This is a genomic window from Liquorilactobacillus uvarum DSM 19971, assembly GCF_001434935.1.
GTDB classification, from domain to species: Bacteria; Bacillota; Bacilli; order Lactobacillales; family Lactobacillaceae; genus Liquorilactobacillus; species Liquorilactobacillus uvarum.
Genome location: NZ_AZEG01000009.1, coordinates 24,036 through 48,801, shown reverse-complemented (window position 1 = coordinate 48,801; position 24,766 = coordinate 24,036). Strand labels below are relative to the sequence as shown.

Below are 24,766 nucleotides of genomic sequence, written 5' to 3'. Positions count from 1 at the left end.
TTGCACTTTAACAAACCTTTATTTATAATCCAGATAATACAACAATTTAAGGAGTAATAAAAATGGAGACTAATCAACTCGTACTGCAAAAACTTTCATCAAGCGACCAATCCATCTCTGGTGAACAATTGGCACAAGAACTTTCAATTTCAAGGACAGCTATTTGGAAAGCCATCAAGACATTGAAACAAAAAGGTTACCAAATTGAAAGTAAACCGCATGTCGGATACAAGTACAATGACAATGGTTTTCTGAATGAATTCGTTATCAGACGATATCTGAGTGCTGAAACAAATAAAAACATTAATTTCGAAATACGCGAAAAAATTAGTTCTACAAATACACGAGCAAAGGAAATAAGCATCAGCTCTGATAAAAATTTACCTTTAGTTATTATCAGCAATCAGCAAACTGGCGGCTATGGTCGTTATGGTCGAGCCTTCTCGTCACCTAATACCGGCATTTATATGAGCCTGCTTTTGAAGAATTCTTCTTCCTCCCTTAACCCTGGGCTTTTAACAACTGCCACAGCAACAGCTATTACTCGCGCAATTGAAAAAAAACTCCATGTTACCCCTAGCATCAAATGGGTCAATGATGTTTTAGTTAACGGAAAAAAAGTTGTTGGTATTTTAACTGAGGGAATAGCTGACATTGAAAGCCGTTATATCAAACAGATTGTGATTGGGATCGGTATTAATTATTCAACAGATGTTGATAGCATGCCCTCAGAACTGCAACAAAGAGCAGGTTCGTTGCTTGAATTTGCTAAAAAGTATTCTGTTTCCCGTAATGAGTTCATTGCAGCTGTCTTACAAGAATTTTTCTTACTTTACCCACATTATGAAGAAGGAACTTTTTTGGATGAATACCGCACTCATTCGGCCGTTCTTAACAAAAAAGTCACTATTACCCAAGGTCAACATCAATATGTTGGTTATGTTGACCAGATCAATCGCCAAGGCGAAATTGTTCTTGATGATGGAACAACTCTATCATCCGGAGAAGTAACAAAAATAAGATTAGCATAATTTAACTATTGACAAATCGTTTTACTTATTTTAATCTTTCTTTAACTTAATATTCGTCCATACAAACCGTTGAAGTGGAGATCAAGGTGGCCGTGCGCACACAGAGAGCCGATATTGCTGAGAATTTGGCTGAACGCAGACTGCTAAATGGACCACTGAGGGTGTGATGAACGCGGATAGATTCCGTTAGTACTTCACAACGTACGATATACGTCAGTTATCAGGAGTGTGTTTGCACTCTGGCAAGTGTGGAATCAGATACGCATTTTGTTTATTTGCGTTCTCTTCGATTTCAAAATAAGGTGGCACCGCGGAAAATCCGTCCTTAACAATCATGTTATGGACGGATTTTTTGTAAACTTTTTTATAAAACGGAGGAAACAAAATGACGCAAAACATCGAAAGTATCACACCATTAGCAGAAACATACCCTTGTATTCCAATTAGCATCTCGTTTGAAATAAAAAATCTGAATGTTTTTAAACTAACTCAAATCTGTGATCAGCTTGGAGATTGTTTCCAACTAACCATTGCGGACCACAAGAAAGAAAAATACAGCTACTTCGCACTAGAACCTCAAGCAAGTATAACTGTACTCGACGGTTCAATATCGGTGCAAACAGGGCACAATGAACAAATCATCAAACAAGATCCGCATACCTATATTGAAAAACTGCTTCTAAAACATCAACAACCTAAAATACAAGGATTACCACCATTCACAGGTGGCTTAGTTGGGTATTTTAGCTACGAATATACAAAATATTATTTAAAAAAAATTACTTTCAACCATGCTAATCCTGATAACTTAAAAGATGCTGGTCTCTTGCTATGCAACTTTGTTATCGCTTATCGTCATTCTGATCACCGTTTATTTCTCATTCAAAGTATTGCTAGTCAAAACTTGCGCAAAAATTACATGCAGGCAGATAAAAAACTTCATTTAATCAAGCAAAAAATACTAGCATTACTAAATCAAGAGTTAGAAAAGCCCAATTTAGTGCAGTTATCACCTTTTAAATTGCAACATTCTATAAAGGATTTTTCAACTGGAATAGCGAAAACCCAATTGCATATCAAAAATGGAGATATTTTTCAATTAATCTATTCTAATCCACACAGCTGCCATGCTAAGGGATCACTGATCCCTGTAGCACAACAACTCGCTCAAAGCGACCCTTCACCATACAATTTTTACTTTCATCAAAACAATTTTCAAATTGCCGGTGCCTCACCAGAAACATTAGTAACAAAATTTTCAGAACAACTTGTTACTTACCCACTAGCAGGAACACGCCGCCGCGGAAAAACACCTGCAGAAGATGAAAAATTTGCGCATGAATTGCAAAATGATCCCAAAGAATTATCCGAACATAATATGCTGGTCGACCTAGGAAGAAACGACCTTGGACAAGTAAGTCAATTTGGCAGTGTTCACGTTACCGCGCATGCCCAACTAGAACGTTATTCTAAAATCATGCATTTAGCTTCGACCATTAAGAGTGTCGCAGCATCTGACAAGAGTGTCTTAGATATTCTAGAAGCTGTCTTTCCGGCGGGAACCTTATCAGGTGCTCCTAAAATCAGAGCAATTCAGCTTATTGATGAACTTGAAAGGACAAAACGAGGAGTCTATGGCGGATGTTTTGGATATCTGTGCTTTAACGGTGATATGGATGTCTGTATTGGAATTAGAATGGTCCACAAAACAAGCGACAAAGCAGTTATTCATACAGGTGCTGGCATAGTTGCAGACAGCATCCCAAAACACGAATATCAAGAATGTTTAAACAAGGCACGCGCTGTAGATCTTGCTTTTAATAAAGTAACAGGAGGGAAAAACAATGGAACTCTTAATTGATAACTATGATAGTTTCACATATAACTTGTATCAACAGATTGGCGGTTTAAGCAGCGACATTCAAGTATATAAAAATGATGAACTGACCTGCGAAATGATCGAGCAAATGCATCCAGATCATATTTTTATCTCTCCAGGTCCCGGTTCTCCAAAAGATGCAGGAATAAGCCTTGATCTAGTTAAAAGATTCAAAGGTACAATCCCAATTCTTGGTGTTTGTATGGGAATAGAAGTTATTGCTGCAGCCTTTGGAACCAAAATTAATCGTGCACATCAATTAATGCATGGAAAAACTTCTCTAATCCAGCAAACAGTTGCTGATCCTTTGTTTGTTGGTTGTCCACATCTTTTTAAAGCCGCTCGTTATCATTCATTGGTTCTTGATCCTCAGACATTACCAAGTACTTTTACTGTAACTTCTGTGTCTGATGATGAAAACATTATGTCGATTTCAAATACGTCACAAAAACTTTTCGGCGTTCAATTTCATCCAGAATCAATTATGACTCCCAGAGCTGTTGGAAATAGAATCATTACAAATTTTTTGAAAATAAAATGATTTTATATTGACATTTATCTCATAATGGTTTAATCTTTCCTTAACTTAATATTCGTCCATGCAAACCGTTGAAGTGGAGATCAAGGTAGCCGTGCACATTCAGAGAGCCAATGTTGCTGAGAATTTGGCTGAACGCAGACTACTAAATGGACCACTGAGGGTGCGATGAACACGGGTAAATTCCGTTAGTACTTCGCAACGTACGATATACGTCAGTTATCAGGAGTGTGTTTGCACTCTAGCAAGTGTGGAATCGGATACGCATTTTGCTTATTTGCGTTCTCTTTGATTCCAAAATAAGGTGGCACCGCGGAAAATCCGTCCTTAACGAACATGTTATGGACGGATTTTTTTGTAGTCTTTTTTTCGAAGGAGGATATCAATGGAATTTAAAATGCGATGGCATTTCTCCACACTTTAAAATGTTAAGCCACTGACAAATTAATATTCAATTAAATGGAGGAATACCTTATGATTAACGAAATTATCAAAAAAGTTGTTAACAACGAAAATCTGACGTTCGAGCAAGCACAGACAGCTACTAATGAAATTATGAACGGTAAAGCGAATAATGTTCAAATTGCTTCATTTTTAACAGCATTGACAATGAAGCAAGAGACCATTGATGAAATAGCAGGAGCTGCCGCAGCAATGAGAAAACATGCTCACGCTTTTAAGACTCTACAACCTGCATTGGAAATCGTTGGAACTGGTGGCGATCATTCAAATTCATTCAATATTTCGACTACTTCAGCCTTCGTTGTATCAGCCGCTGGTATTCCAGTTGCTAAACACGGTAATCGAGCAGCGTCCTCAATGAGCGGAGCAGCCGATGTCTTAGAAGCCTTAGGAATAAATATCTCTACCTCATCTGCCCGCTCACAGCAAATATTACAGAAGGAAAATATTTGTTTTTTATTTGCACAAAAATACCACAAAGCAATGCGTTTTGTTGCTCCTGTACGTAAGGAATTAGGTATTCGAACAATTTTTAACATTTTAGGGCCATTAGCCAATCCAGCTCATGCATCAATGCAGCTTCTAGGAGTTTATGATGAAAAGCTGTTGGATATAATGCCTTCTGTTTTACAGAAGTTAGATGTAACCTCTGCAATGATCGTCCATGGACAAGATGGTTTAGATGAAATATCATTAACTGCCCCAACAGACGTTGTTGAATTCCAAAATGAACATCTGCAAAAATATGAAATTACTCCCGAACAATTTGGATTAAGTCGTTGCACACCTGAAGATCTACTCGGCGGATCTGCACAGAGAAATGCAGAAATCACACGTAATATTCTCGCGGGGGAGAAGGGTCCTAAAAGAGATGTCGTGTTATTGAACGCAGCGGCAGCAATTCATATTGCCAAACCCCAAGTTCAATTAAAAGCTGCTTTAAAACTTGCCGAAAAAGCAATTGATTCCGGTTTAGCGCTGAAAAAATTAGACACTTTTGCTGAATTATCCAATAGTGATGTGATTGCTTTATGATTTTAGATGAACTTGTCCAATCCACCAGAAGAAACATGCAGGCACGACAAAAAGTACTCAATATAGATGCATTAATGAGACAAGTTGCGACTATTCCCCTTAACAAAAACTTTCTTTTTGAGAAAAAGCTAGCTGCTGATAGCTTAAGCATTATTGCCGAAGTTAAGAAGGCTTCGCCATCCAAGGGAGTCCTTGTCAATCACTTCTCCTATATGCAAATCGCCGAAGAGTATGCTGCAGCTGGTGCCACTGCCATTTCAGTTTTAACTGAAAAGGATCACTTTCAGGGAAATTTAAAATTTCTACAAGAAATTGCGGCTTCGACAAGTACCCCATTACTCAGAAAAGACTTTACCATCGACCCTTATATGATCTACGAAGCAAAGGCAAATGGTGCAAGTATTATTCTCCTTATTGTTGCAATTTTGACCAATCAACAACTAAAATCATTTCTCAGATTAGCGAATACTCTTGGAATGTCGGCAATTGTTGAAGTTCATAACAAAAATGAAATAGACCGTGCACTGGCCGCCCATGCTCGAATCATCGGCATTAACAACCGAAACTTAAAGACTTTCGATGTCAGTCTTCAAACAACTATTCAACTCCAAAAATATGTTCCTTCAAATGTTCTTCTCATATCAGAAAGTGGCATAAAGAAAAAACAAGATATTTCTAAACTGAAGCAAGCTGGGGTCAACGGCGTTCTAATCGGCGAATATCTGATGCACTCAACCAATAAAAAAGCTTTGATCACTAGCCTCAGAAAGGTAGATCATCTTGACTGAAATCAAAATATGCGGCTTGAACCAACAACAAGATATTCATGCTGTAAACAAACTGTTCCCAGAATTTATTGGTTTTGTCTTTGCTCCCAGTCAACGACAAATCTCTTTTGAACGAGCAAAAAAGCTACATTCTCTGCTCTCTCCTTCAATCAAAACCGTTGGAGTTTTTGTTGAACCGTCAAACAAAGATGTGTTGGCTTTATATTCAATGGGAATTATCCAAGTTGCACAGCTGCACGGCACTGTTTCTTATGAACAAATCAAATTTTTACAAAAAAAAGGCTTGGAAATTATTCAAGTCAAAAGAAGCAACCAATCTACTAATAATTCACCCGCAGAATACATTATGTTTGATTCTCCAAAACCTGGTTCAGGAAAAAAAGCTGACTTGAATAAGTTAACTCGCCCGCAACGTCCATTTGTTATTGCTGGTGGTCTCAATGCCAGCAACGTCACACAAGTTATCGAAAAATTCCACCCTGATATCGTTGATGTCAGTTCCGGTGTTGAAACAAATGGAAAAAAAGATCCTCAGAAAATAAAAGAATTTATAAGGAGTGTTAGAAATGCAAAATGATCTAAAAAAAGAACAAAAAGCAGGACGTTTTGGTGAATTTGGTGGTCAATATATTCCCGAAACCTTAATGCATGAGATCGATCGGTTAGTAAAAGCTTATAATTATTACAAAAATGACCCTACTTTTAAAAAAGAGCTCACTGATTTGCTACACAAGTACGCAAACCGCCCTTCACTTTTATATCATGCTCAAAGAATGTCTAAAGATCTTGGCGGTGCACAAATTTATTTTAAGCGCGAAGACCTCAATCACACTGGTTCTCATAAAATCAATAATGTTTTAGGACAAATTCTATTGGCTAAAAAAATGAAAAAAACAAGAGTAATTGCTGAAACTGGTGCCGGACAACATGGTGTGGCTACAGCGACAGTTGCCGCACTTATGGGAATGAAATGTGAAATTTTTATGGGAGAAGTCGATACCAAGCGACAGTCTCTCAATGTTTATCGTATGCGCCTGCTCGGTGCAAAGGTGCATTCTGTGACAACTGGTACTGGTACGCTTAAAGATGCCGTTAATGCAGCCATGCAGGAATGGGCAAGCAGGACCGAAGATACACATTACGTAATCGGTTCTGTTATGGGACCCCATCCTTTTCCAACAATGGTTCGCGATTTTCAAGCATGCATCAGTGCAGAGATAAAAAAGCAATTGATTAATGAAACAGGCAAACTCCCTGATGCCATCGTTGCTTGCGTGGGGGGCGGCAGTAACGCTATTGGTGCTTTCTATCATTTTATCAAAGACAAGGATGTGAGATTGATCGGTTGTGAGGCAGCGGGAAAAGGTGTTGATACCGAAAAACACGCTGCAACCTTAGAACGCGGAACAACTGGTATTTTTCATGGTATGAAATCCATATTTTTACAGAATGATGATGGCCAAATCGATGAAGTTTATTCAATTTCAGCGGGACTTGATTATCCTGGGATCGGTCCAGAACATGCTGAATTAGCAGCCCAAAATCGTGCCGAGTATGTAGGCATCACAGATGATGAAGCTGTCGAAGCTTTTGAATATCTCGCGCGTGAGGAAGGAATCATTGCTGCAATTGAAAGTTGTCATGCTGTTGCCTACGTAAAAAAACTTGCACCTCAGATGAGTACGGATCAAATTATCGTCTGCAACCTTTCTGGACGCGGAGACAAAGATGTAGCTGCAATTGCACGTTATCGGGGGGAAAAAATTTATGACTAATATTAGTAATGCTTTTAAAAATAAAAAAGCCTTCATTGGTTTTGTTGTTGCTTGTGATCCAAACTTTGAAAAATCGATTGATTATGTAAAAACTTTAGCTGATGCAGGAACTGATGTAATTGAGATCGGTGTCCCTTTCAGCGATCCTATAGCTGATGGTCCAGTAATACAAGAAGCTGGTTTAAGGGCTTTTAAAAATGGTGTTTCAACAAAGCGAGTATTTGAAATGGTTGCTAAGATTCGTGAGAAGACCACTGTTCCACTGGTACTTTTAGTTTACTTGAACAATATTTTCAAGTACGGCTACGATAAATTTTTTAGTGCTTGTCAACAACTAAATATCAATGGTGTTATCATCCCTGATCTTCCGGTAGAGGAGCGCTCAGAAGTCGCAGTATTCGCTAAAAAGGCCGATTGCTCTTTGATTCCTTTAGTAGCTCCTACTTCAGGAAATCGCATAAAAAAAATTGTTGCAGGGACTGATGGATTTGTTTATGCTGTTTCCTCACTTGGAGTAACAGGAGCCCGCGACAGAATTACAACTGATTTGGACACGATGGTTTCTAACATTAAACGATTTACAGATGCCCCTATTGCGGTTGGCTTTGGAATTCATTCGCCGGAGCAAGCCGTCGAAATCGCAAAAACCGCTGATGGCGTGATTGTGGGTTCAGCAATCGTAAAAATAATTGCGCAGGAAGGAACACATGCTGAAGAAAAATTGATTGATTATGTCAGCAATATGAAAAAAGCACTCAAGCAACCCGAAACTAATCGGATTTAACAAAACAGTTGTTACTGCCTGAATATGCTAAGAAAGTATGCAAATATTTGATAAACCTCGTGTATTAATTGTGAATTGTAACCATAGTTTGAGTTAACTCTGAGCAATTCGTAGTTAACTCGAAAAACTGACTATTGAATACGTTAACTAGCATAATATAAGGTTAAAATATAATCTTTTTCTTTAACCCCATATTTATTGCATTTCCCCCTATCCGACTCCTTTTCCTAATAAATAAAGAAGAGAGTGAAAAGCCAAACAGACGGTTTGGTTTCACTCTCTTCTTTTATATCTTTGTACAATTTCTCTGTAGATTTAATTTTATTTTATTTTAACTAAATAAAATTAACTATTTCCATCAATATTGGGACGACTACAACGAATAAAACAGTGCTAGTTGTGACAACATTTGTCGCATACTCAACATCTCCGTGAGATTGACCGACCAAAATCGGTAAAACAGCCAATCCAGGTGTTGCAGTTTGAATAATTAGCGTATTTTGTTCAATATTTGGGATTGCTTGTCCCATATTTTTAAAGATAATCATAATAACAATCATAATCGCTGGTGCTACAATAAAACGACCTAACAATGCAAAGATTGTATCTTTATCGAAATGAATTGACTTCAATCCTGCATCTGCCAAAATAATACCAATATAGATCAAAGACATTGGTGTAACAATACCACCGACCATTGAGAATGTCTTATCAAAGAATTGTGGTAGTGGTAATCCTAGCAAGAGCCAAACCAATGCAACTAAGAAGCCAACAAGCGGTGCTGGTAATAATTTTTTCCAATTGAACTTGCTATTGTTTTGATTATTTTTCTGCTTGGTCGGATCATCATTAGATATAAAGAAAACACCGATTGCCCATGTTGAAACTGTGTTGGCTACGTAATAAATCAGGAAATACGGTAAACTGACATTGCCAAAAAGTGCAATATTTAAAGGAAGACCTACAAAAATTGTATTGGCATTGACAAACATGTTGATAAATGTTCCTCGGCGACCAGGTCGAACACGCAATACTTTTGTCAAGATCCATGCAATTAAATATCCACTGACAAAACTGATTAACACATAAATTAACCCGCTAGAAAGACTAGCTAATTTACTACGTGTTAAATTGTCTAATACAGAAACAAATATCGATAACGGCAAAGCAACGTTCATGATTAAAAAAGAAATACTGCCTTTGAAACTGTCATCAAATTTGCCTTTGCGTCTGAGAAAATATCCCAATGCAATCACCAGAATAATTTGACCGACACTTGATAACGAAGTTAAAAATGCTGCCAAAACAACCACACTCCTATTTTTTTATCAATCTGTTAATTCTTCATATTCAGGAACCCATTTCAAATCAGCAACTGCTTTTTTCACATCCTTGATTGGTTCCTTGTTCAATTTCTGAACAACGGCGCTCTTTGCAACTGCTTCAGCAACTGTTTGTGAAAAGACATCTAACTTAGTAACTGGTGGTAAAACTGCAGCCCCCGGTTCAGTCGGATCGACAATTCCACCTAATGAATGAGCAGCCTTACTGATCATTTCGTCATTAAGTACACGAGCTTTAGCAGCAATTGTGCCTAAACCTAATCCTGGATACACTAAAGCATTATTAGCTTGCCCTATTTCATAAGTGACACCGTTCAATTCAACGGGTTCAGCTGGTATGCCGGTAGCAACTAAAGCTTTTCCGTTTGTCCATTTCAACAAATCTTCAGCCTTCGCTTCGGCTAATTTAGTTGGATTAGATAATGGAAAGATAATCGGTCGAGCAGTATGGGCTGCCATTTCTTTGACAATCGTTTCTGTAAATGCACCTGGTTGAGTTGAAGTCCCTACTAGAATCGTTGGATGAACTGCTTTAACTGCATCTGCAAGAGTCTTCAATTCATCTGCATTAACAAATTCACTGCGTTTGTGGGCAAATGGTTTTTGTTCTGGTGTCAAGTCTGGATCATCATCAAATAGCAAACCTTGCTTATCAACCATATAGAATCGCGAACGAGCCTCTTTTTCTGATAATCCCTGTTGCAGCATTTCTTCATATATGCGCTGTGTAATACCAGCACCGGCCGTGCCAGCACCAAAGCTCATATAAACTTGATCAGTAAAGTTTTCACCTGAGATGTTCAAAGCACCCAACAAGCCGGCTAAAACAATTATCCCAGTTCCTTGAATATCATCGTTAAACGTTACAATTTCATTCTTGTATTTATTCAATATATTGGCAGCATTACCACGCCCAAAATCTTCAAAATGCAAATACAAATCTGGGAAAAGATCTTCAGCGGTCTGAACAAAACGATCAACAAAGGCGTAGTATTTATCACCACGCACACGTTCATGACGATTTCCAAGATATAACGGATCATCTAGCAAACTTTGACGATTAGTTCCAACATCCAAAACAACAGGTAAAACTTCGCTAGGATCAATTCCTGCAGCAGCTGTATAAACCATTAATTTACCGACAGAAATATCAACCCCTTGTGTTCCCCAATCACCGATTCCTAAAATTCCCTCGGCATCAGTTACGACAATAAGCTTAATATTTCGACCAGCAGCTGTATTTTTTAAAGCAGTAGCCATCGAATCAGGATCATCAATCGACAAAAATGCAGCATTTTGAGGGTTAACAAAAAGCGAACTGTAATTTTCGATCGTATCAGCAATTGTCGGGTCATATACAATTGGCATAAATTCAGCAATATGTTGGCTGAAAAGTTTATAAAATAAGACACGATTTTCGTTAAAAATAGACATCAGAAAAATTCGTTTCTCTAACATTGAGGGTTTAGTCAGGTACTGTGCGTAAGTTTGTTTGGCCTGATCATCTATAGTTTGGACATGCGGAGGCAATAAACCTGCTAATCCGAATTGTTGACGTTCAGCCACGGTAAAGGCCGTCCCTTTATTGAGAAATGGATTGTTTAAAATTTGTTGTGCTTTTTCATTCATCAAAAAATCCCCTTTATTTATAAATTCAATTAATTGCTGTGAAAGCATAGCATTTCAAAAAAACTATAGTCAAACTATGCAGTTGTGATAAACTAAATTTATAAGAGTGACGGAGAAGTGTCAGAAAACAAAAATCTTTGAATTTTAATAATAATGACAAACACACTTAAATTTTTATAAATAATTCATATTCAAACAAAAAGATTAATCTCTGGAGCAACTTAAGATGAAATTTTAAATTATGTCTTAAGCCTCGATCCATACACTGCTTTCTCTAAGCAAAAAAACGCATAACAGAAAAATTTTCTGTTATGCGTTCTTGATTTTTATTACTCCATTGCTCTTAAGTTCTCAGGAGGTTTTTATGAAAATTCGCGATTTAACTTACTTTTCCAAGCTAGTATCTCTAAAAAATTTCACTGCTGTGGCTGACTATTTTTCAGTCAGCCAACCAGCGATTACCATGGCCATCAAACGACTAGAAAATGAATTCGATACAGTCTTACTTTACCGAGATCAGTCGCATCAGTCAGTCTTGCTTACTTCCAGCGGACAACAGCTTTTGAAGCATGCACATCGCATAATTGCCGAAGCAGCATTGACCAACCTTGACATGGCATCATTGAAAACTGAACAAATCCGTTTTGGCCTTCCGCCAATCATCGGAAATTATTTTTTCCCCAAAGCAGCATCTCGGTTAGTTGAAGCCAATCTGCTCGATCAGTTACTGGTTACAGAAGCAGGCTCCAGTGAGTTGTTAGCAGCTCTAGAAAGCGGAAAACTCGATATCGCCTTGCTAGGTTCTACACATTCGCTTGATAGTGCCGAGCTAAGTGCAACACTTTTGGCAAAACATCATTTTAAAATAATTGTCAGTCCTCAATCGCATTTAGCCTCATTGAAAAAAATTGCATTTCGCGATCTTCGTAACGAGAAATTCATTATGCAAACTGAAGATTTTGTTCATCCTACTGCTTTTGGTGCGTTAAACAAAATCTCACGAATTGATCCGCAAATTATATATAAAACAGGGGATATTGCATTGCTCAAAAATATGATTCACGAAAATATCGGCATTGGTTTCTTAACAGAAACAGCAATTACTCCGCAAGATGGAATAATTAGTCTTGACTTGACGGATTCATTTCAACCAGAATTTTTGATTTCTCTAGTCTTTCGGCAATCAAAATTACTATCCCCGTCCAAAAAAAAGCTTATTGAGCAGCTAACTCAAAGTTTAAATTCCCTTTCAAAAGGCGAAAGCTTTTAAATACTAGCAACGAATTACAAATATAGACTAGTTTTAACTATAGATAATTATTAATTAGCTAATATCTAGTTTGGTAACCTTTAAAACAGCAATATGGCCCAAAAGGCAGTATACTTATGCTCTGAACTTTCAAAGGGGTTAGGAGAATGCATTATTCCTTTTATTTTTTGTTCGAACACAAGCTACTGGCTTTTGGGCCATATTAGACTCTAGCCAAAAAAACTTTATTTGGCTATTTTTTTAATTTCTGTGCAGCTTCTTCATCTAAAATGACCGTCACATTTGGATGCCGTTGCAAAACACTTGCTGGGCACTCTTGTGTCACAGGGCCTTCAATCATATTCTTAATCGCTTCCGCTTTTGAATTTCCGAAGGCCTCTAAAATAATTTTCTTAGATTTCAAGATAGAGCCTATTCCCATCGAATATGCATAACGCGGAACATCCTGACTATTATTAAAAAAACGGGCATTCGCAGCAATTGTTGATTCGGTAAGTTCCACTTTGTGGGTTTTCAAATCAAAGTCTGTTCCTGGTTCATTAAAACCAATATGTCCATTCCTACCAATTCCTAACAATTGAAGATCAATCGGATTTTTTTCAAGAATAGCATTATATCTGCTGATTTCCCTTTCTTCATCTGTAGCTCCTCCGTTAGGCAAATAGGATTCTCGAAACGGCTTGTATCTAAATAAGTGTTCCTGCATATAATAGTTATAGCTTTGCGGATGATCTGAACTCAACCCAACATACTCATCTAAATTAACGGAAATGCTGTTATTAAAATCCAAATTACTGTGCACAAGTGCTTCATAAGTGCTTATTGGCGTGCTTCCAGTTGCTAATCCAAAAACTGCATCATTTTTTTGTTCCAGTTCCTTCTTAAACAACTCACAAGCAGCCTGACCACCCTGCTTGTCGTCTTTGACAACAATAATTTTCATAATACTTTACCTCCAATAATTGGTATAGTCCCATTATAATTGGGCTATACCAAATCTGCAAGTAAAAAAGCTTGCCTATTTCAAGAACAATAACTAGAAACACATTTTCCACATAAATAATTCTATCATCTTTGTAAGCGTTTGTAAACATTTAAAAGTATATTTAAGTCTTTTTAAGCGTCAATGGCTGTAAACACTGTTATAACTGGAATTTTTAAAAAATATCAATTAGTAAACTGAGGCAATTATAAAAAATTATAAAAAAGTAATTGACATAGTATTAGAAATACGTTAAATTAATAGTCAAATAAAGAAAGGAGTCCTCGACATGGTTTTCGAATACAATGTAACTACAACAATTGAATTCGCCCTACTACTATGACGGAGGACTCAGACGAATATGTCGAGTCCTATTTAGCGTTATGGGAATGGGGCTCGAACCAAAGATGGTTAGCGTCTCATTCTTAATGAATGAGGCGTTTTTTTTATAAAAAAATACCGTGTAGATAATTGCAAAATAATTAGGAGGTTATTCTTATGACAAAAAAAATTCAATTTTTCGATACAACTTTACGTGATGGCGAGCAAACAATTGGTGTTAATTTTTCTATTGATGACAAAGTCGAATTGGCTCATCAGTTTGAAGCTTGGGGAGTAGATGTAATCGAAGCAGGTTTCCCTGTTGCTTCAAAAAATGATTTTGAAGCAGTTGAGCGCATCGGAAAAGAAATAAAGAAAACAAATGTTGTTGGTATAGCACGCTGTGTCAAAAAAGATATTGACGCGGTTTCTGCAGCTTTAAAGGATGCACCTACTGGTCAGATTCACGTCTTTATTGCGACAAGTCCGATTCATCGTCAAGCAAAATTGCATATGAGTCAAGATGAGGTGATCGAGTCAATTAAACATTTTGTCAGCTATGCAAAAAAGAGTTTCACTAATGTTGAGTTCTCACCGGAAGATGCAACTAGAACTGAATGGGATTTCTTGGTGAGAGCAATCAGAACTGCTATTCATGCAGGTGCAACAGTCATCAATATACCTGACACAACAGGCTATACAAATCCACATGAATTTGCTGCCATGTTTGACTATATGCGTGAAAATATCCCAGAATTTGATGATGTTATTTTTTCTGTTCACTGTCACAATGATTTAGGTATGGCAACAGCCAATGCATTAGCTTCAATCAAACACGGTGCAACAAGGATCGAAGGTACTGTTAATGGTATCGGCGAACGTGCCGGAAACACTGCTTTGGAAGAAGTTGCAGCAGCAATGTATGTCCGCAAAGATTATTATGACGCAGAAAACAATATTGATCTTAAACAAACATTTAAGACAGCTACTATGGTTAGCCAAAAGACAAAGATGCCTATTCCTAGCAACAAAGCTATTATCGGTTCAAATGCATATTCGCATGAATCTGGTATTCACCAAGATGGTTTCTTAAAGAATCATGCTACGTACGAAATTTTAACTCCTCAAACCGTGGGTATAGCTCATGCATCAATTCCATTAGGAAAATTATCCGGTTCCCATGCTGTAGCTGTCAAATTAAATGAAATGGGGTATCAGGTAACTAAGGAAGACATGCGTCGTATTTTTCCTATTTTCAAAGCAGTCGCTGACAATCAGCAGCTGGTCTCTGATGCAGACTTAGAACAAATTATAAAAAGAAGCAAGGTAACACAATAAATTTTTATCCAGAAAGGTGTTCGCAATGCCAAAAAAAGTAATAGCAGTCCTTCGTGGAGACTACATTGGACCAGAAATAATGGAAGCTGGTTTAACGGTCTTAGAAGCAGCCAGTGCAAACTCAAATTTTCAATATGAAACAATTGATTATCCTTTTGGAGGTGAAGCCATCGATAAATGTGGCGATCCGTTACCACAACAAACTGTTGCTGGTTGTGAGGAAGCAGACGCAGTGTTATTGAGCGCTATTGGTGGTCCTAAGTGGGATAATGCCAGCAAGCGCCCAGAAAAGGGACTTTTAGAGATTCGGAACAAGTTGGGGCTTTTTTCAAACATTCGCCCCACAAAAATTGATCCTAACCTATCACGTTTTTCTCCTGTAAAACAAGAAGTACTTAACAATACTGATTTTGTAATCGTCCGTGAATTAACCAGCGGTATTTACTTTGGAACACCTCGAGAACAGCATCCGCAAGATGCACTCGACACTTCAACCTATACCGTACAAGAAATTAAACGTATTTTAAAAATTGGCTTCGACATGAGTATGCGACGGAAAAAACACGTGACTGTTGTTGATAAAGCAAATGTCCTTGCAACTTCGAAACTTTGGCGTCAAGTTACAGAAGAAATTAAGCAGGATTATCCTGAAGTAACAGTTGACTATTCTTACGTTGACGCTGCTGCTATGAAGATCATTACGCAGCCTACCTCTTTCGATGTTCTGATTACCGCTAATTTATTTGGTGATATTCTAAGTGATGAAGCTTCAGTTCTGACAGGTTCACTAGGAACAATTCCTTCAATGAGTGCTGGCACAACTGGACCCAACTTGTATGAACCAATTCATGGATCTGCTCCAGACATCGCTGGCAAGGGTATTGCTGATCCGATTTCAATGATTCAAAGTATTGAAATGATGCTACGTGAATCATTCAATGAAGATTATCTGGCTGATAAAATAGCAAAAGCCGTTCAAAAGACGATTGAAGACGAGATCACTACTCCTGATATAGGTGGAACAGCTACAACACAAGAAGTTACAGCTAATATTGTAAAGAATCTGAAAGGATGAACAAAATGGGAAAGACATTATTTGATAAACTCTGGGAAAAACACGTTATCGCAGGTAAACCAGGAGAACCTCAATTGATTTATATTGATTTGCACTTAGTGCATGAAGTCACCTCCCCGCAGGCATTTGAAGGATTACGTGTGAACCATCGCCATGTCCGCCGTCCCGAAAGAACCTTTGCAACGATGGACCATAATGTTCCTACTAAAGATATTTTCAATATCAAGGATGCTATTTCGCTTAAACAGATTGAAACACTCAAAAAGAACTGCGATGAATTCGGAATTCGTTTGGCAGAAATAGGCTCTGAGGAGCAAGGCATTGTTCATGTCATTGGACCGCAGTTAGGCTTAACTCAACCTGGACAAACTGTTGTCTGTGGTGATTCACATACAGCAACACATGGTGCTTTTGGTTCAATTGCCTTTGGAATTGGAACTTCTGAAGTTGAACATGTTTTAGCTACACAAGCAATTTGGCAATTAAAACCTAAGACAATGGGAATTCATCTGCACGGAAACCTGCAGAAGGGAGTTTCAGCTAAAGACATTATTATGGCATTGATCGCAACTTACGGTGTTGATTTTGGTACAGGTTACGCGCTTGAGTTTTACGGAGATACAGTGGACCGTCTTTCAATGGAAAATAGAATGTCTATTTGTAATATGGCTATTGAAGGTGGCGCCAAAATGGGAATGATGAAGCCAGATCAAACTACTTTTGAATATGTTACAGGACGCAAATATGCTCCTAAAAAGATGGACGAAGCCATTGAATACTGGCAGCAATTCTATACCGATGACCCGACCGACTATGACAAAGTTTTAGATTTTGATGTAAGTGAATTGGCACCATATGTTTCTTGGGGGACCAACCCTTCCATGTCTGTACCTGTATCAGGGAGCCTGCCTGATATTGCAGATATGAACTTTCAACGTGCTTATGACTACATGGGACTCAAACCACACATGGCAGCCAGTGCGATTCCAATTCAGTGGATCTTTATCGGCTCTTGTACCAATGGACGTTTAGCTGATTTGCAGGAAGCAGCTCGTGTTATGAAGGGACATCATCTCGCTAAAAACGTAACTGCATGGATTGTACCAGGGTCAAGAACCGTCAAAAACGATGCTGAAAAACTCGGACTAGATAAAATCTTTAAAGATGCTGGCTGTGAGTGGCGTGACCCAGGATGCTCAGCCTGTTTAGCAATGAATCCCGATAAAATTCCTGCTGGTATCCATTGTGCTTCAACCACCAATCGGAATTTTGAAGGTCGTCAAGGAAAAGACGCACGGACACACTTGGCAAGCCCCGCAATGGTTGCAGCTGCAGGCATTCACGGACATTTTGTTGATATTAGACAGAAAGAGGTAATTTAGATGGAAGCTATCACAGTACACACAGGAACGACAATTCCACTGATGAATAATAACATTGACACCGATCAAATCATTCCAAAGCAATTTTTAAAAAATATATTAAAGATCGGTTATGGAAAACATCTTTTTCATGACTGGCGCTTCTTAGATGATGGCAGTCCTGATCCCAGTTTCATCTTAAACCATCCTGAAAGACAAGGTGCAACGGTTTTGATCAGTGGTGAAAACTTTGGTTGTGGTTCTTCACGAGAACATGCTGCGTGGGCATTGAAAGACTGGGGTTTTAAAATTATTATTGCCGGCAGTTACAGTGACATTTTCTTCATGAACTGTACCAAAAATGGGGTCCTTCCGATTATCTTGCCTCTTGACGCACGTAAAAAAATTGCTACTATTTCACCTGAAGAAAAAATAACAGTTGATCTTCCACAGCAGTTCGTAGAATGTAACGGTGAAAAATTTAATTTTAAAATCGATTCAACTTGGAAACAAAAATTTATTAATGGCACGGATGATATCGATATCACTTTGAATTATTCCGATAAAATTTCCAAATTTGAAAATTCGATGCCATCATTTTCTTAAGGATGTGACTTATGCGTGGACAATACTAATTCTTTATCCCAAAACAACACTAACCAAACTATGAAACAGGATCTGCACATTAGAATGGACAAGATCCAGCCAACTAAAACATTTTACAAAATTTTTACTCTGGTCTCAGCTGGAATGTTTCTTGATGCAATTGATGTTTATCTCGCCAGTGGCGTTAGCAGCTACTTATTGAAAGATGGCTGGTCAACACTTTCTTTGAATTCAACTTTTCTTTCTGTTGGTTTTTTTGGTCTCTTTCTCGGCTCAGTCTTTGCTGGTTTAATTGGCGATCTGTTTGGACGTAAAAGAGCTTACCAGCTTAACTTGCTGATTTTTGGATCATTTACTTTGCTGGGCTCTTTTGCCCCTAACATGCCCTTTTTGATTGTCTGCCGACTGATCTCAAGCATTGGACTTGGAACAGAGATTGTTACCGGATATGCAATGATTAACGAATTCTCACCCATTAAATCACGTGGTAAGTGGTGCGCTTTGACTTCTTTTGTTGCAAATTGCGGTGCACCAATAACAATGTTGTTGTGCACATTAATTATTCCTCATTTCTCTTGGCGTGCGATGTTCGTTATCTCTGGTGTCCTTGCTTTAATTCTTTGGTACTTCAGACGCAGTTTGCCTGAATCTCCACGTTGGTACATTGCGCATGATAAATATCAAGATGCCCAAAAAGTAATCGCTGGTATAGAAGATGAGATGAAAGCTGAAAATGCGCGGCCAGCAGTAGCTGTTTCAGCAGAATCAGCCGCTCACAACTCAGCCGATTCCGACAAACATTTCATTCGGAATCTTTTTGTGGCAACTTTTGCCGTCTCTGCAACTATCGTATGCCAATATACCTTTACTTCTTGGGTACCCACTCTGCTCGTCAAACAAGGAATTAATGTCGTTTCATCATTGGGCTTTACTACTGTAATGCTGATGGGAGCGCCTTTCGGAGCATTTATTGGTGCATTAGCTGTTGATCATATAGGTAGGAAACCTACTATTGTTTCTGCTTTTGTTTTGGCAGCCATACTAGGCATCTTGTACGGACATCAAACTCAGCCCATAATGGTTATGTTTCTCGGATTCTTGCTTACCTCCTGTTTCTACATTTTGATGGCATCAGTTGTAGGAGTTTACGTTTCAGAACTCTTCTCGACAAAATATCGTTTCCGAGGTGCTGGGATCGCTAACGGTATCTCAAAATTGATAACAGTTGGAATGCCTTTCGTTGTTTCATCGTTAATTGCTATTTCTAATCCTACTATGATTTTTGTTTTAATAAGTCTTTTTGCAATTATCGCTGGTGCTGTTGTCTTCTTTTTCGGACCAGAGACAAATAATAAGATATTGGAATAAATTTTTCATTCACTTTACTTAAAAACAGCGTTTATCAGAAATTGGGGAGTTCCAAGCACCAACAGAAAATTGTAGTCAAAAACATATTTAGTTTTTGAATGTAAGTAATTCATTGTTAGTCAAAGATTGACCGTTGAAATATTTTAATTCGTACAACATAGGGGAATGGATCAAAAATTATTTTGATCCATTCCCCTTCTGTTTTATTTGAACTTATACGTCTTCTGCTTTCAACTCCGCAAATCTTTTCTTAATCTGCAAGAACTTTTTTGCTTTTTTTTCTCAAACACCCTATTATTATAAAAAAGCTATACATTCAATAAAGAGTTAGGAAGGATCACATGCCCAAAATGAAAAATTCACAAATAGTTTTTCGTCAAGTACAGCGAGAAGATATTCCGCAACTGTTGGAAATTTATGCTCCCTACGTCAAAAAAACTGCCATTACTTTTGAATATCAGGTACCCACCGCCGAAGATTTTGCGCAAAGAATCACTGAAATTTCCTTAAAATATCCTTTTATCATTGCTGCACGAGACCACGAAATTCTAGGTTACGCTTATCTATCTCCATTTCATCCTCGTGCTGCCTATGCTTGGTCAGCTGAAATTTCAATTTATCTAAAAAGTAACAGCCGGAGAAACGGTCTTGGTCGTTGTTTTTACACATTACTGGAAAAAACGGCCAAACAACAACATATTTTAAATTTGAATGCTTGTATTGGTGTTTCACCAAAACCAGACCCACATCTTCCACCAGACAGTGTTATATTTCATGAACACATGGGGTTCAAGCAAACCGCACACTTTCACAATTGCGGATATAAATTTTCTACTTGGTACGATATGATTTGGATGGAGAAACAAATTGGTCAGCATAAAGCTTCTGTTGACCCTGTCATACCTTTTCCAAAATTGAAAACTAATCTCTTAAATGAGTTTCAAGCGGGAAAATAAGCAATCAAACTAAATGGTGTTAGAATTAGGGTGGTATTTAAAACAATTCAGGGAGTGATTTCGTATGAGTGAGAATGTACTGTTCAATCCTGGTCAAGCTATTTCCAGTACTTTTGATTTTAACGAGGCCTATGTTTCAGCCCAGATTTATCGTAAGAAAAACAATAAACCTTTACTCGTTGTTCAAGAAAAAGACGGTAAGCTGTATTGTGTTTTCGATAAGTCTGTAGCACAAGAAAACAGCACAGACTCCAAACAGTATCGTGTGATCAAACATCTTGATTAACTGATAATTATCGAAAAATATCATTCGGGGGGATATTAATTTGGTATCTAAACAATCACTGATCCTTAACGACAAAAATAGTATTCCATTAATCGGATTTGGAACTTACAAATTAAACGGTGCTCAAGGCGTTAACACAATTACACAGGCACTAAAAAATGGCTATCGTGCACTTGATACAGCTGTTAATTATGAAAACGAAGGAACAGTTGGCCAAGCAATTAAACGTTCAAGCATTCCAAGAGAGCAACTTTTTGTGAGCTCTAAATTACCTGGACGCCACCACCATTACCATGAAGCAATCGTTACTATTCAAGAATCATTGTACAGAATGCAGCTTGACTATTTAGATCTGTATTTGATTCATTGGCCGAATCCATTAGAAGATAACTACGTTGAGGCATGGCAAGCCTTGATAGATGCTCAGAAATTTGGTCTTGTCCGCTCAATTGGTGTCTCAAACTTTTTACCAGAGCATATTGATCGTTTGGAACGAGAAACAGGAGTGCTACCAGTCATAAACCAGATTGAGTTGCATCCCTACTGGTCTCAACCTACACAAAGAAAATACGATGCAGAACATAAAATTGTCACACAGGCTTGGAGCCCTCTGGGACGTGCAAGTGCTGTTTTAAGTGAACCAGTTATCCAAAAAATCGCTCAAAAATATTCTAAAACAGTTGGTCAAGTCATTTTACGCTGGGAAATACAGCTTGGTGTTTCTGTCATACCTAAATCAAGTTCGCAAATACGTCAATTGCAAAATAAAGATCTCTTTGATTTCGAACTTTCTACTGCTGAAATGGAATCTATCACTAATCTTGATAAAAGCGATGGCCGCAACAAAAACCAAAATCCAGCAACCTATCAGGAATTTTAATTAGCAAATGTTCCCAACTAGAATTGCCTCCTTTCTTAATGAATTGGCTAAAACTATTTCCCAAATTTCGTGATAGTTGTATTTGGTCGCTTACGGTTGAGTAAGTAGTCTTATCTTTGAAAAAGAAGTTCTTAAACAGAGATACAATCAAATCAAATTAAAGCGGCTATGACAAATTACACCTGTCATAGCCGCTTTAATTAACTTCAAATATTATTCATTTTACCATGTCGATTTAGTTAACATAAGAACTCAAAATACTGCTTATTCCCGATGGAAACGATTCTTAAACAATGGACTAACAGACTTGTTCTCATGGATACGTTTAATTGCATCACCAATCAGTGGCCCAACAGAAACTTGAAGAAGTTTATCAATCTTTTTTTCCTCTGGTAACTTAATAGAATCAGTAATAACCAGACGTTTAATCGGTGAGTTCTCAATTCTTTCAATTGCCGGCCCTGAAAGAACTGGATGAGTTGCGCATGCATAGACCTCAGTTGCACCAGCATCTCTTAAAGCTTGGGCTGCAAGCGTTATTGTACCTGCTGTATCGATCATATCATCTATTAAGATACAACGTTTGCCATCAACTGACCCAATAATATTCATCACTTCAGCAACGTTCGCTTTAGGACGACGTTTATCAATAATTGCAATCGGTGCTTTTAAAAATTCTGCAAGTTTACGTGCACGGGTCACACCACCATGATCAGGTGAAACAACTACTGCATCTTTTTCAAGTCCATTGTTAAGAAAATAATCCGCAAGCAAAGGTGCTCCCATCAAATGATCCACAGGGATATCAAAGAAACCTTGAATCTGAACAGCATGCAAATCCAACGCAACAACACGGCTTGCGCCAGCTTTTACTATCATGTCTGCCACTAGCTTCGCAGTAATCGGTTCGCGTGGACGCGCTTTGCGGTCCTGACGTGCATACCCGTAATAAGGGATAACCACATTTATCGTTGATGCACTCGCACGCCGCAAGGCATCTATCATAATCAATAACTCCATCAAGTTATCATTCACAGGTGCTGAAGTTGATTGGATAATAAAGATTTCATCTCCACGAATACTTTCTTCAATATTGATTCTTATTTCCCCATCACTAAAACGATCAACAGAAGTTTTTCCTAACTTAACACCCACAGCTTCAGCAATTTTTTCAGCCAAAGGTTTGTTTGAATTCAAAGCAAATATTTTGAGCTTCGGATCAGCATAATATCCAGACATGACAGCCTCCATAATTTATATTTATCTATAGATAATAGTATTCATTTTTGGGATTAAAATCAAGATTATTAGTAGTTATCTTTTGACAATTTAATTTTTCACATCTTTTTTGGATGTTTCTGCGCAAGGATACCTATCATAATATCCCTTTTTATTGACTTGTCTTCCTCTTGCAATAGCCATGTCATGAGTAGAGACATCATTGGTAATAGTTGAACCAGCTGCAATATAAGCATGATCAGCGATATGCAACGGTGCTATCATATTTGAAGCACTACCTACAAAAGAGTGATCCCCGACAACTGTGTGATGTTTATTTTTACCATCGTAATTGACAAATACACATCCGCAACCTACGTTGATGTCTTTGCCCAATGTTGCATCCCCAACATAAGTTAAATGACCAACCTTGGTGTTTTCACCAATTTCGGCTTTCTTGATTTCAACAAAATTGCCAATATGCACTTTTTTGCCAATTTGAGCGGCCGGTCTCAGATGGCTATACGGTCCAATATTGCTCTCATCCTGCATCTCAGCACCTTCAAGTGTTGACGAAGTGATGGTAACTCCATCATGGATAACACTGTCACGAATGTCTGAATGTGCACCTATCAGACAATCCTCGCCAATTACCGTACTCCCTCTCAATGACACTCCAGGTTCAATAATCGTATCGGCACCAATTTTTACATCAGCATCGATATACGTCGTCTCGGGGTCTATTAAAGTAACACCATCACGCATATGCTTTTCATTAATACGATGACGCATTAATTTAGTAGCTGCTGCCAAAGCAACTCGGTCGTTAACTCCCATTGACTCAGAAAAATCTTTCATTTTATATGCTGCGACTATTTCATGCTGCTTCTTAAAAATCTCCATAACATCAGTTAAATAATATTCTCCTTGAACATTATCGTTGTTTATTTTATGCAGTGCACTAAACAAAGCTTCATTATCAAAACAATAAACACCTGTATTTATTTCTTTAATTGCTACTTCTTCTTTTGTAGCATCTTTTTGTTCAACGATTTTTTCAACAATACCTAAATCATTACGTATAATCCGACCATACCCGAACGGATTCTCTGCTGTCGCTGTTAATACAGTAGCGACAGCACCTTTTTGCTGATGGTATTCAAATAATTCATTAAATGTCTGAGTCGTAAATAACGGCGTATCTCCGCAAGTAATTAGCGTTATGCCTTTTTTTCCTCCCAGTAACTTTTCTGCTTGGAGTACAGCATGACCTGTTCCCAATTGCTCCTTTTGCAAAGCATATTCAGTTCGATCGCCTAAGGTTTCTTCCACTTTTTGTGCTCCATGACCCACAATTGTTACTACTTCATCCATATTATTCTTTTCAATCTGTGTAAGCACATGCTCCACCATCGTCTTCCCACAAACTTTGTGTAAGACCTTATACAATTTGGACTTCATTCTTGTTCCTTGTCCAGCTGCAAGAATAATTGCATATTTTGCCGTCATTTCCTAATCTCCTCTTACATTGATATGTTCCTAGTACATGATACCGTAGTGGCAATTAGTGTGCAAGACAGCTTAATGTCTCATTACCTTTTCCGTTCCATCGGCTCCTGTATACAAAGCCCGATATAGTGGGAAAAATTTTGTCAGAAGATTGGGGGTTTGGAGGACCTAAGCTTTAGAATAAGAATATATCCTTTGATTATGTTCAGTCCTTAATTAGCTTAAAGGATCTGGGACAAAATAACTACTTTGCCACAGACCCTCCTCTGATTTCTTGATTACTATTTTAATTTTCCACAAATTAATGAATACTTCCATTGAATTATGAAAAA

The 24,766-nt window shown here is 37.9% G+C and carries 22 protein-coding genes; 17 read left to right on the top strand and 5 right to left on the bottom strand.

What is annotated here, in order from left to right; genetic code table 11:
- Window positions 1-62 precede the first annotated feature (62 nt).
- The 8 genes from FD20_RS06035 to trpA all read left to right on the top strand — a co-directional run bounded on the left by FD20_RS06035 (window position 63) and on the right by trpA (window position 8,292).
- Window positions 63-1,031, top strand: a complete 969-nt coding sequence (locus FD20_RS06035) for a biotin--[acetyl-CoA-carboxylase] ligase (protein WP_057736727.1) — start codon at window positions 63-65, stop codon at window positions 1,029-1,031.
- Between the two features lie 385 nt (window positions 1,032-1,416).
- Entirely contained in the window at window positions 1,417-2,892 is a 1,476-nt protein-coding gene (locus FD20_RS06030; RefSeq protein ID WP_057736725.1) for an anthranilate synthase component I family protein, read from the top strand.
- The gene (locus FD20_RS06025) at window positions 2,876-3,451 is read left to right on the top strand and encodes an anthranilate synthase component II (protein ID WP_057736724.1); all 576 of its coding nucleotides are present in this window, start codon (window positions 2,876-2,878) and stop codon (window positions 3,449-3,451) included. The genes FD20_RS06030 and FD20_RS06025 overlap by 17 nt, the downstream gene beginning before the upstream one ends.
- A gap of 471 nt (window positions 3,452-3,922) precedes the next feature.
- A complete protein-coding gene (trpD, locus tag FD20_RS06020) occupies window positions 3,923-4,945 on the top strand; it encodes an anthranilate phosphoribosyltransferase (RefSeq protein WP_057736722.1) in 1,023 nt (340 codons plus the stop codon).
- Window positions 4,942-5,733, top strand: coding sequence for an indole-3-glycerol phosphate synthase TrpC (gene trpC, locus FD20_RS06015; protein ID WP_057736720.1), 792 nt, complete (start codon window positions 4,942-4,944; stop codon window positions 5,731-5,733). The genes trpD and trpC overlap by 4 nt, the downstream gene beginning before the upstream one ends.
- On the top strand, window positions 5,726-6,310 hold the full coding sequence (locus FD20_RS06010) for a phosphoribosylanthranilate isomerase (RefSeq protein WP_162255627.1): 585 nt from the start codon (window positions 5,726-5,728) through the stop codon (window positions 6,308-6,310). Before trpC ends, FD20_RS06010 begins: the two co-directional genes overlap by 8 nt.
- Window positions 6,300-7,508, top strand: coding sequence for a tryptophan synthase subunit beta (gene trpB, locus FD20_RS06005; RefSeq protein ID WP_057736718.1), 1,209 nt, complete (start codon window positions 6,300-6,302; stop codon window positions 7,506-7,508). The genes FD20_RS06010 and trpB overlap by 11 nt, the downstream gene beginning before the upstream one ends.
- Complete coding sequence (trpA, locus tag FD20_RS06000) at window positions 7,501-8,292, top strand: tryptophan synthase subunit alpha (protein WP_057736717.1); 792 nt, start codon at window positions 7,501-7,503, stop codon at window positions 8,290-8,292. The genes trpB and trpA overlap by 8 nt, the downstream gene beginning before the upstream one ends.
- 335 nt (window positions 8,293-8,627) lie before the next feature.
- On the opposite strand, the gene FD20_RS05995 is transcribed toward trpA, so the two are convergent.
- On the bottom strand, window positions 8,628-9,596 hold the full coding sequence (locus FD20_RS05995) for an AEC family transporter (protein ID WP_057736715.1): 969 nt from the start codon (window positions 9,594-9,596) through the stop codon (window positions 8,628-8,630).
- 24 nt (window positions 9,597-9,620) lie between these two features.
- Window positions 9,621-11,264, bottom strand: coding sequence for a malolactic enzyme (locus tag FD20_RS05990; protein WP_057736713.1), 1,644 nt, complete (start codon window positions 11,262-11,264; stop codon window positions 9,621-9,623).
- A 364-nt stretch (window positions 11,265-11,628) separates the two neighbouring features.
- Between FD20_RS05990 and FD20_RS05985 the strand changes: the two genes are divergently transcribed.
- Complete coding sequence (locus FD20_RS05985; RefSeq protein ID WP_057736711.1) at window positions 11,629-12,534, top strand: LysR family transcriptional regulator; 906 nt, start codon at window positions 11,629-11,631, stop codon at window positions 12,532-12,534.
- 232 nt (window positions 12,535-12,766) lie between these two features.
- On the opposite strand, the gene nagB is transcribed toward FD20_RS05985, so the two are convergent.
- A complete protein-coding gene (gene nagB, locus FD20_RS05980) occupies window positions 12,767-13,477 on the bottom strand; it encodes a glucosamine-6-phosphate deaminase (protein WP_057736709.1) in 711 nt (236 codons plus the stop codon).
- A gap of 537 nt (window positions 13,478-14,014) precedes the next feature.
- On the opposite strand from nagB, the gene FD20_RS05975 reads away from it, so the two are divergent.
- The 8 genes from FD20_RS05975 (at window position 14,015) to FD20_RS05940 (ending at window position 21,707) form a co-directional block, all read left to right on the top strand.
- Entirely contained in the window at window positions 14,015-15,175 is a 1,161-nt protein-coding gene (locus tag FD20_RS05975) for a 2-isopropylmalate synthase (protein ID WP_057736707.1), read from the top strand.
- 25 nt (window positions 15,176-15,200) lie between these two features.
- The gene (gene leuB, locus FD20_RS05970) at window positions 15,201-16,250 is read left to right on the top strand and encodes a 3-isopropylmalate dehydrogenase (RefSeq protein ID WP_057736705.1); all 1,050 of its coding nucleotides are present in this window, start codon (window positions 15,201-15,203) and stop codon (window positions 16,248-16,250) included.
- 5 nt (window positions 16,251-16,255) lie between these two features.
- Window positions 16,256-17,632 (top strand): 3-isopropylmalate dehydratase large subunit, encoded by a 1,377-nt coding sequence (leuC, locus tag FD20_RS05965; protein ID WP_057736703.1) that lies wholly within the window; start codon window positions 16,256-16,258, stop codon window positions 17,630-17,632.
- The gene (gene leuD, locus FD20_RS05960) at window positions 17,633-18,217 is read left to right on the top strand and encodes a 3-isopropylmalate dehydratase small subunit (RefSeq protein ID WP_057736701.1); all 585 of its coding nucleotides are present in this window, start codon (window positions 17,633-17,635) and stop codon (window positions 18,215-18,217) included.
- 60 nt (window positions 18,218-18,277) lie between these two features.
- Window positions 18,278-19,585: an MFS transporter gene (locus tag FD20_RS05955; RefSeq protein ID WP_057736809.1), complete on the top strand. Its 1,308-nt coding sequence runs from the start codon at window positions 18,278-18,280 to the stop codon at window positions 19,583-19,585.
- Between the two features lie 341 nt (window positions 19,586-19,926).
- Window positions 19,927-20,541: a GNAT family N-acetyltransferase gene (locus FD20_RS05950; protein ID WP_235807721.1), complete on the top strand. Its 615-nt coding sequence runs from the start codon at window positions 19,927-19,929 to the stop codon at window positions 20,539-20,541.
- A 64-nt stretch (window positions 20,542-20,605) separates the two neighbouring features.
- Window positions 20,606-20,827 carry a hypothetical protein gene (locus tag FD20_RS05945; RefSeq protein WP_057736699.1) on the top strand — a complete coding sequence of 74 codons (222 nt, stop codon included), beginning with the start codon at window positions 20,606-20,608 and terminating at the stop codon, window positions 20,825-20,827.
- Between the two features lie 40 nt (window positions 20,828-20,867).
- A complete protein-coding gene (locus tag FD20_RS05940) occupies window positions 20,868-21,707 on the top strand; it encodes an aldo/keto reductase (protein WP_057736697.1) in 840 nt (279 codons plus the stop codon).
- A gap of 264 nt (window positions 21,708-21,971) precedes the next feature.
- Here FD20_RS05940 and FD20_RS05935 read toward each other — a convergent pair whose 3' ends face one another.
- Both FD20_RS05935 and glmU read right to left on the bottom strand, forming a co-directional pair.
- Complete coding sequence (locus tag FD20_RS05935; RefSeq protein WP_057736695.1) at window positions 21,972-22,946, bottom strand: ribose-phosphate diphosphokinase; 975 nt, start codon at window positions 22,944-22,946, stop codon at window positions 21,972-21,974.
- A 90-nt stretch (window positions 22,947-23,036) separates the two neighbouring features.
- Complete coding sequence (glmU, locus tag FD20_RS05930; protein WP_057736693.1) at window positions 23,037-24,434, bottom strand: bifunctional UDP-N-acetylglucosamine diphosphorylase/glucosamine-1-phosphate N-acetyltransferase GlmU; 1,398 nt, start codon at window positions 24,432-24,434, stop codon at window positions 23,037-23,039.
- Window positions 24,435-24,766: the final 332 nt, after the last annotated feature.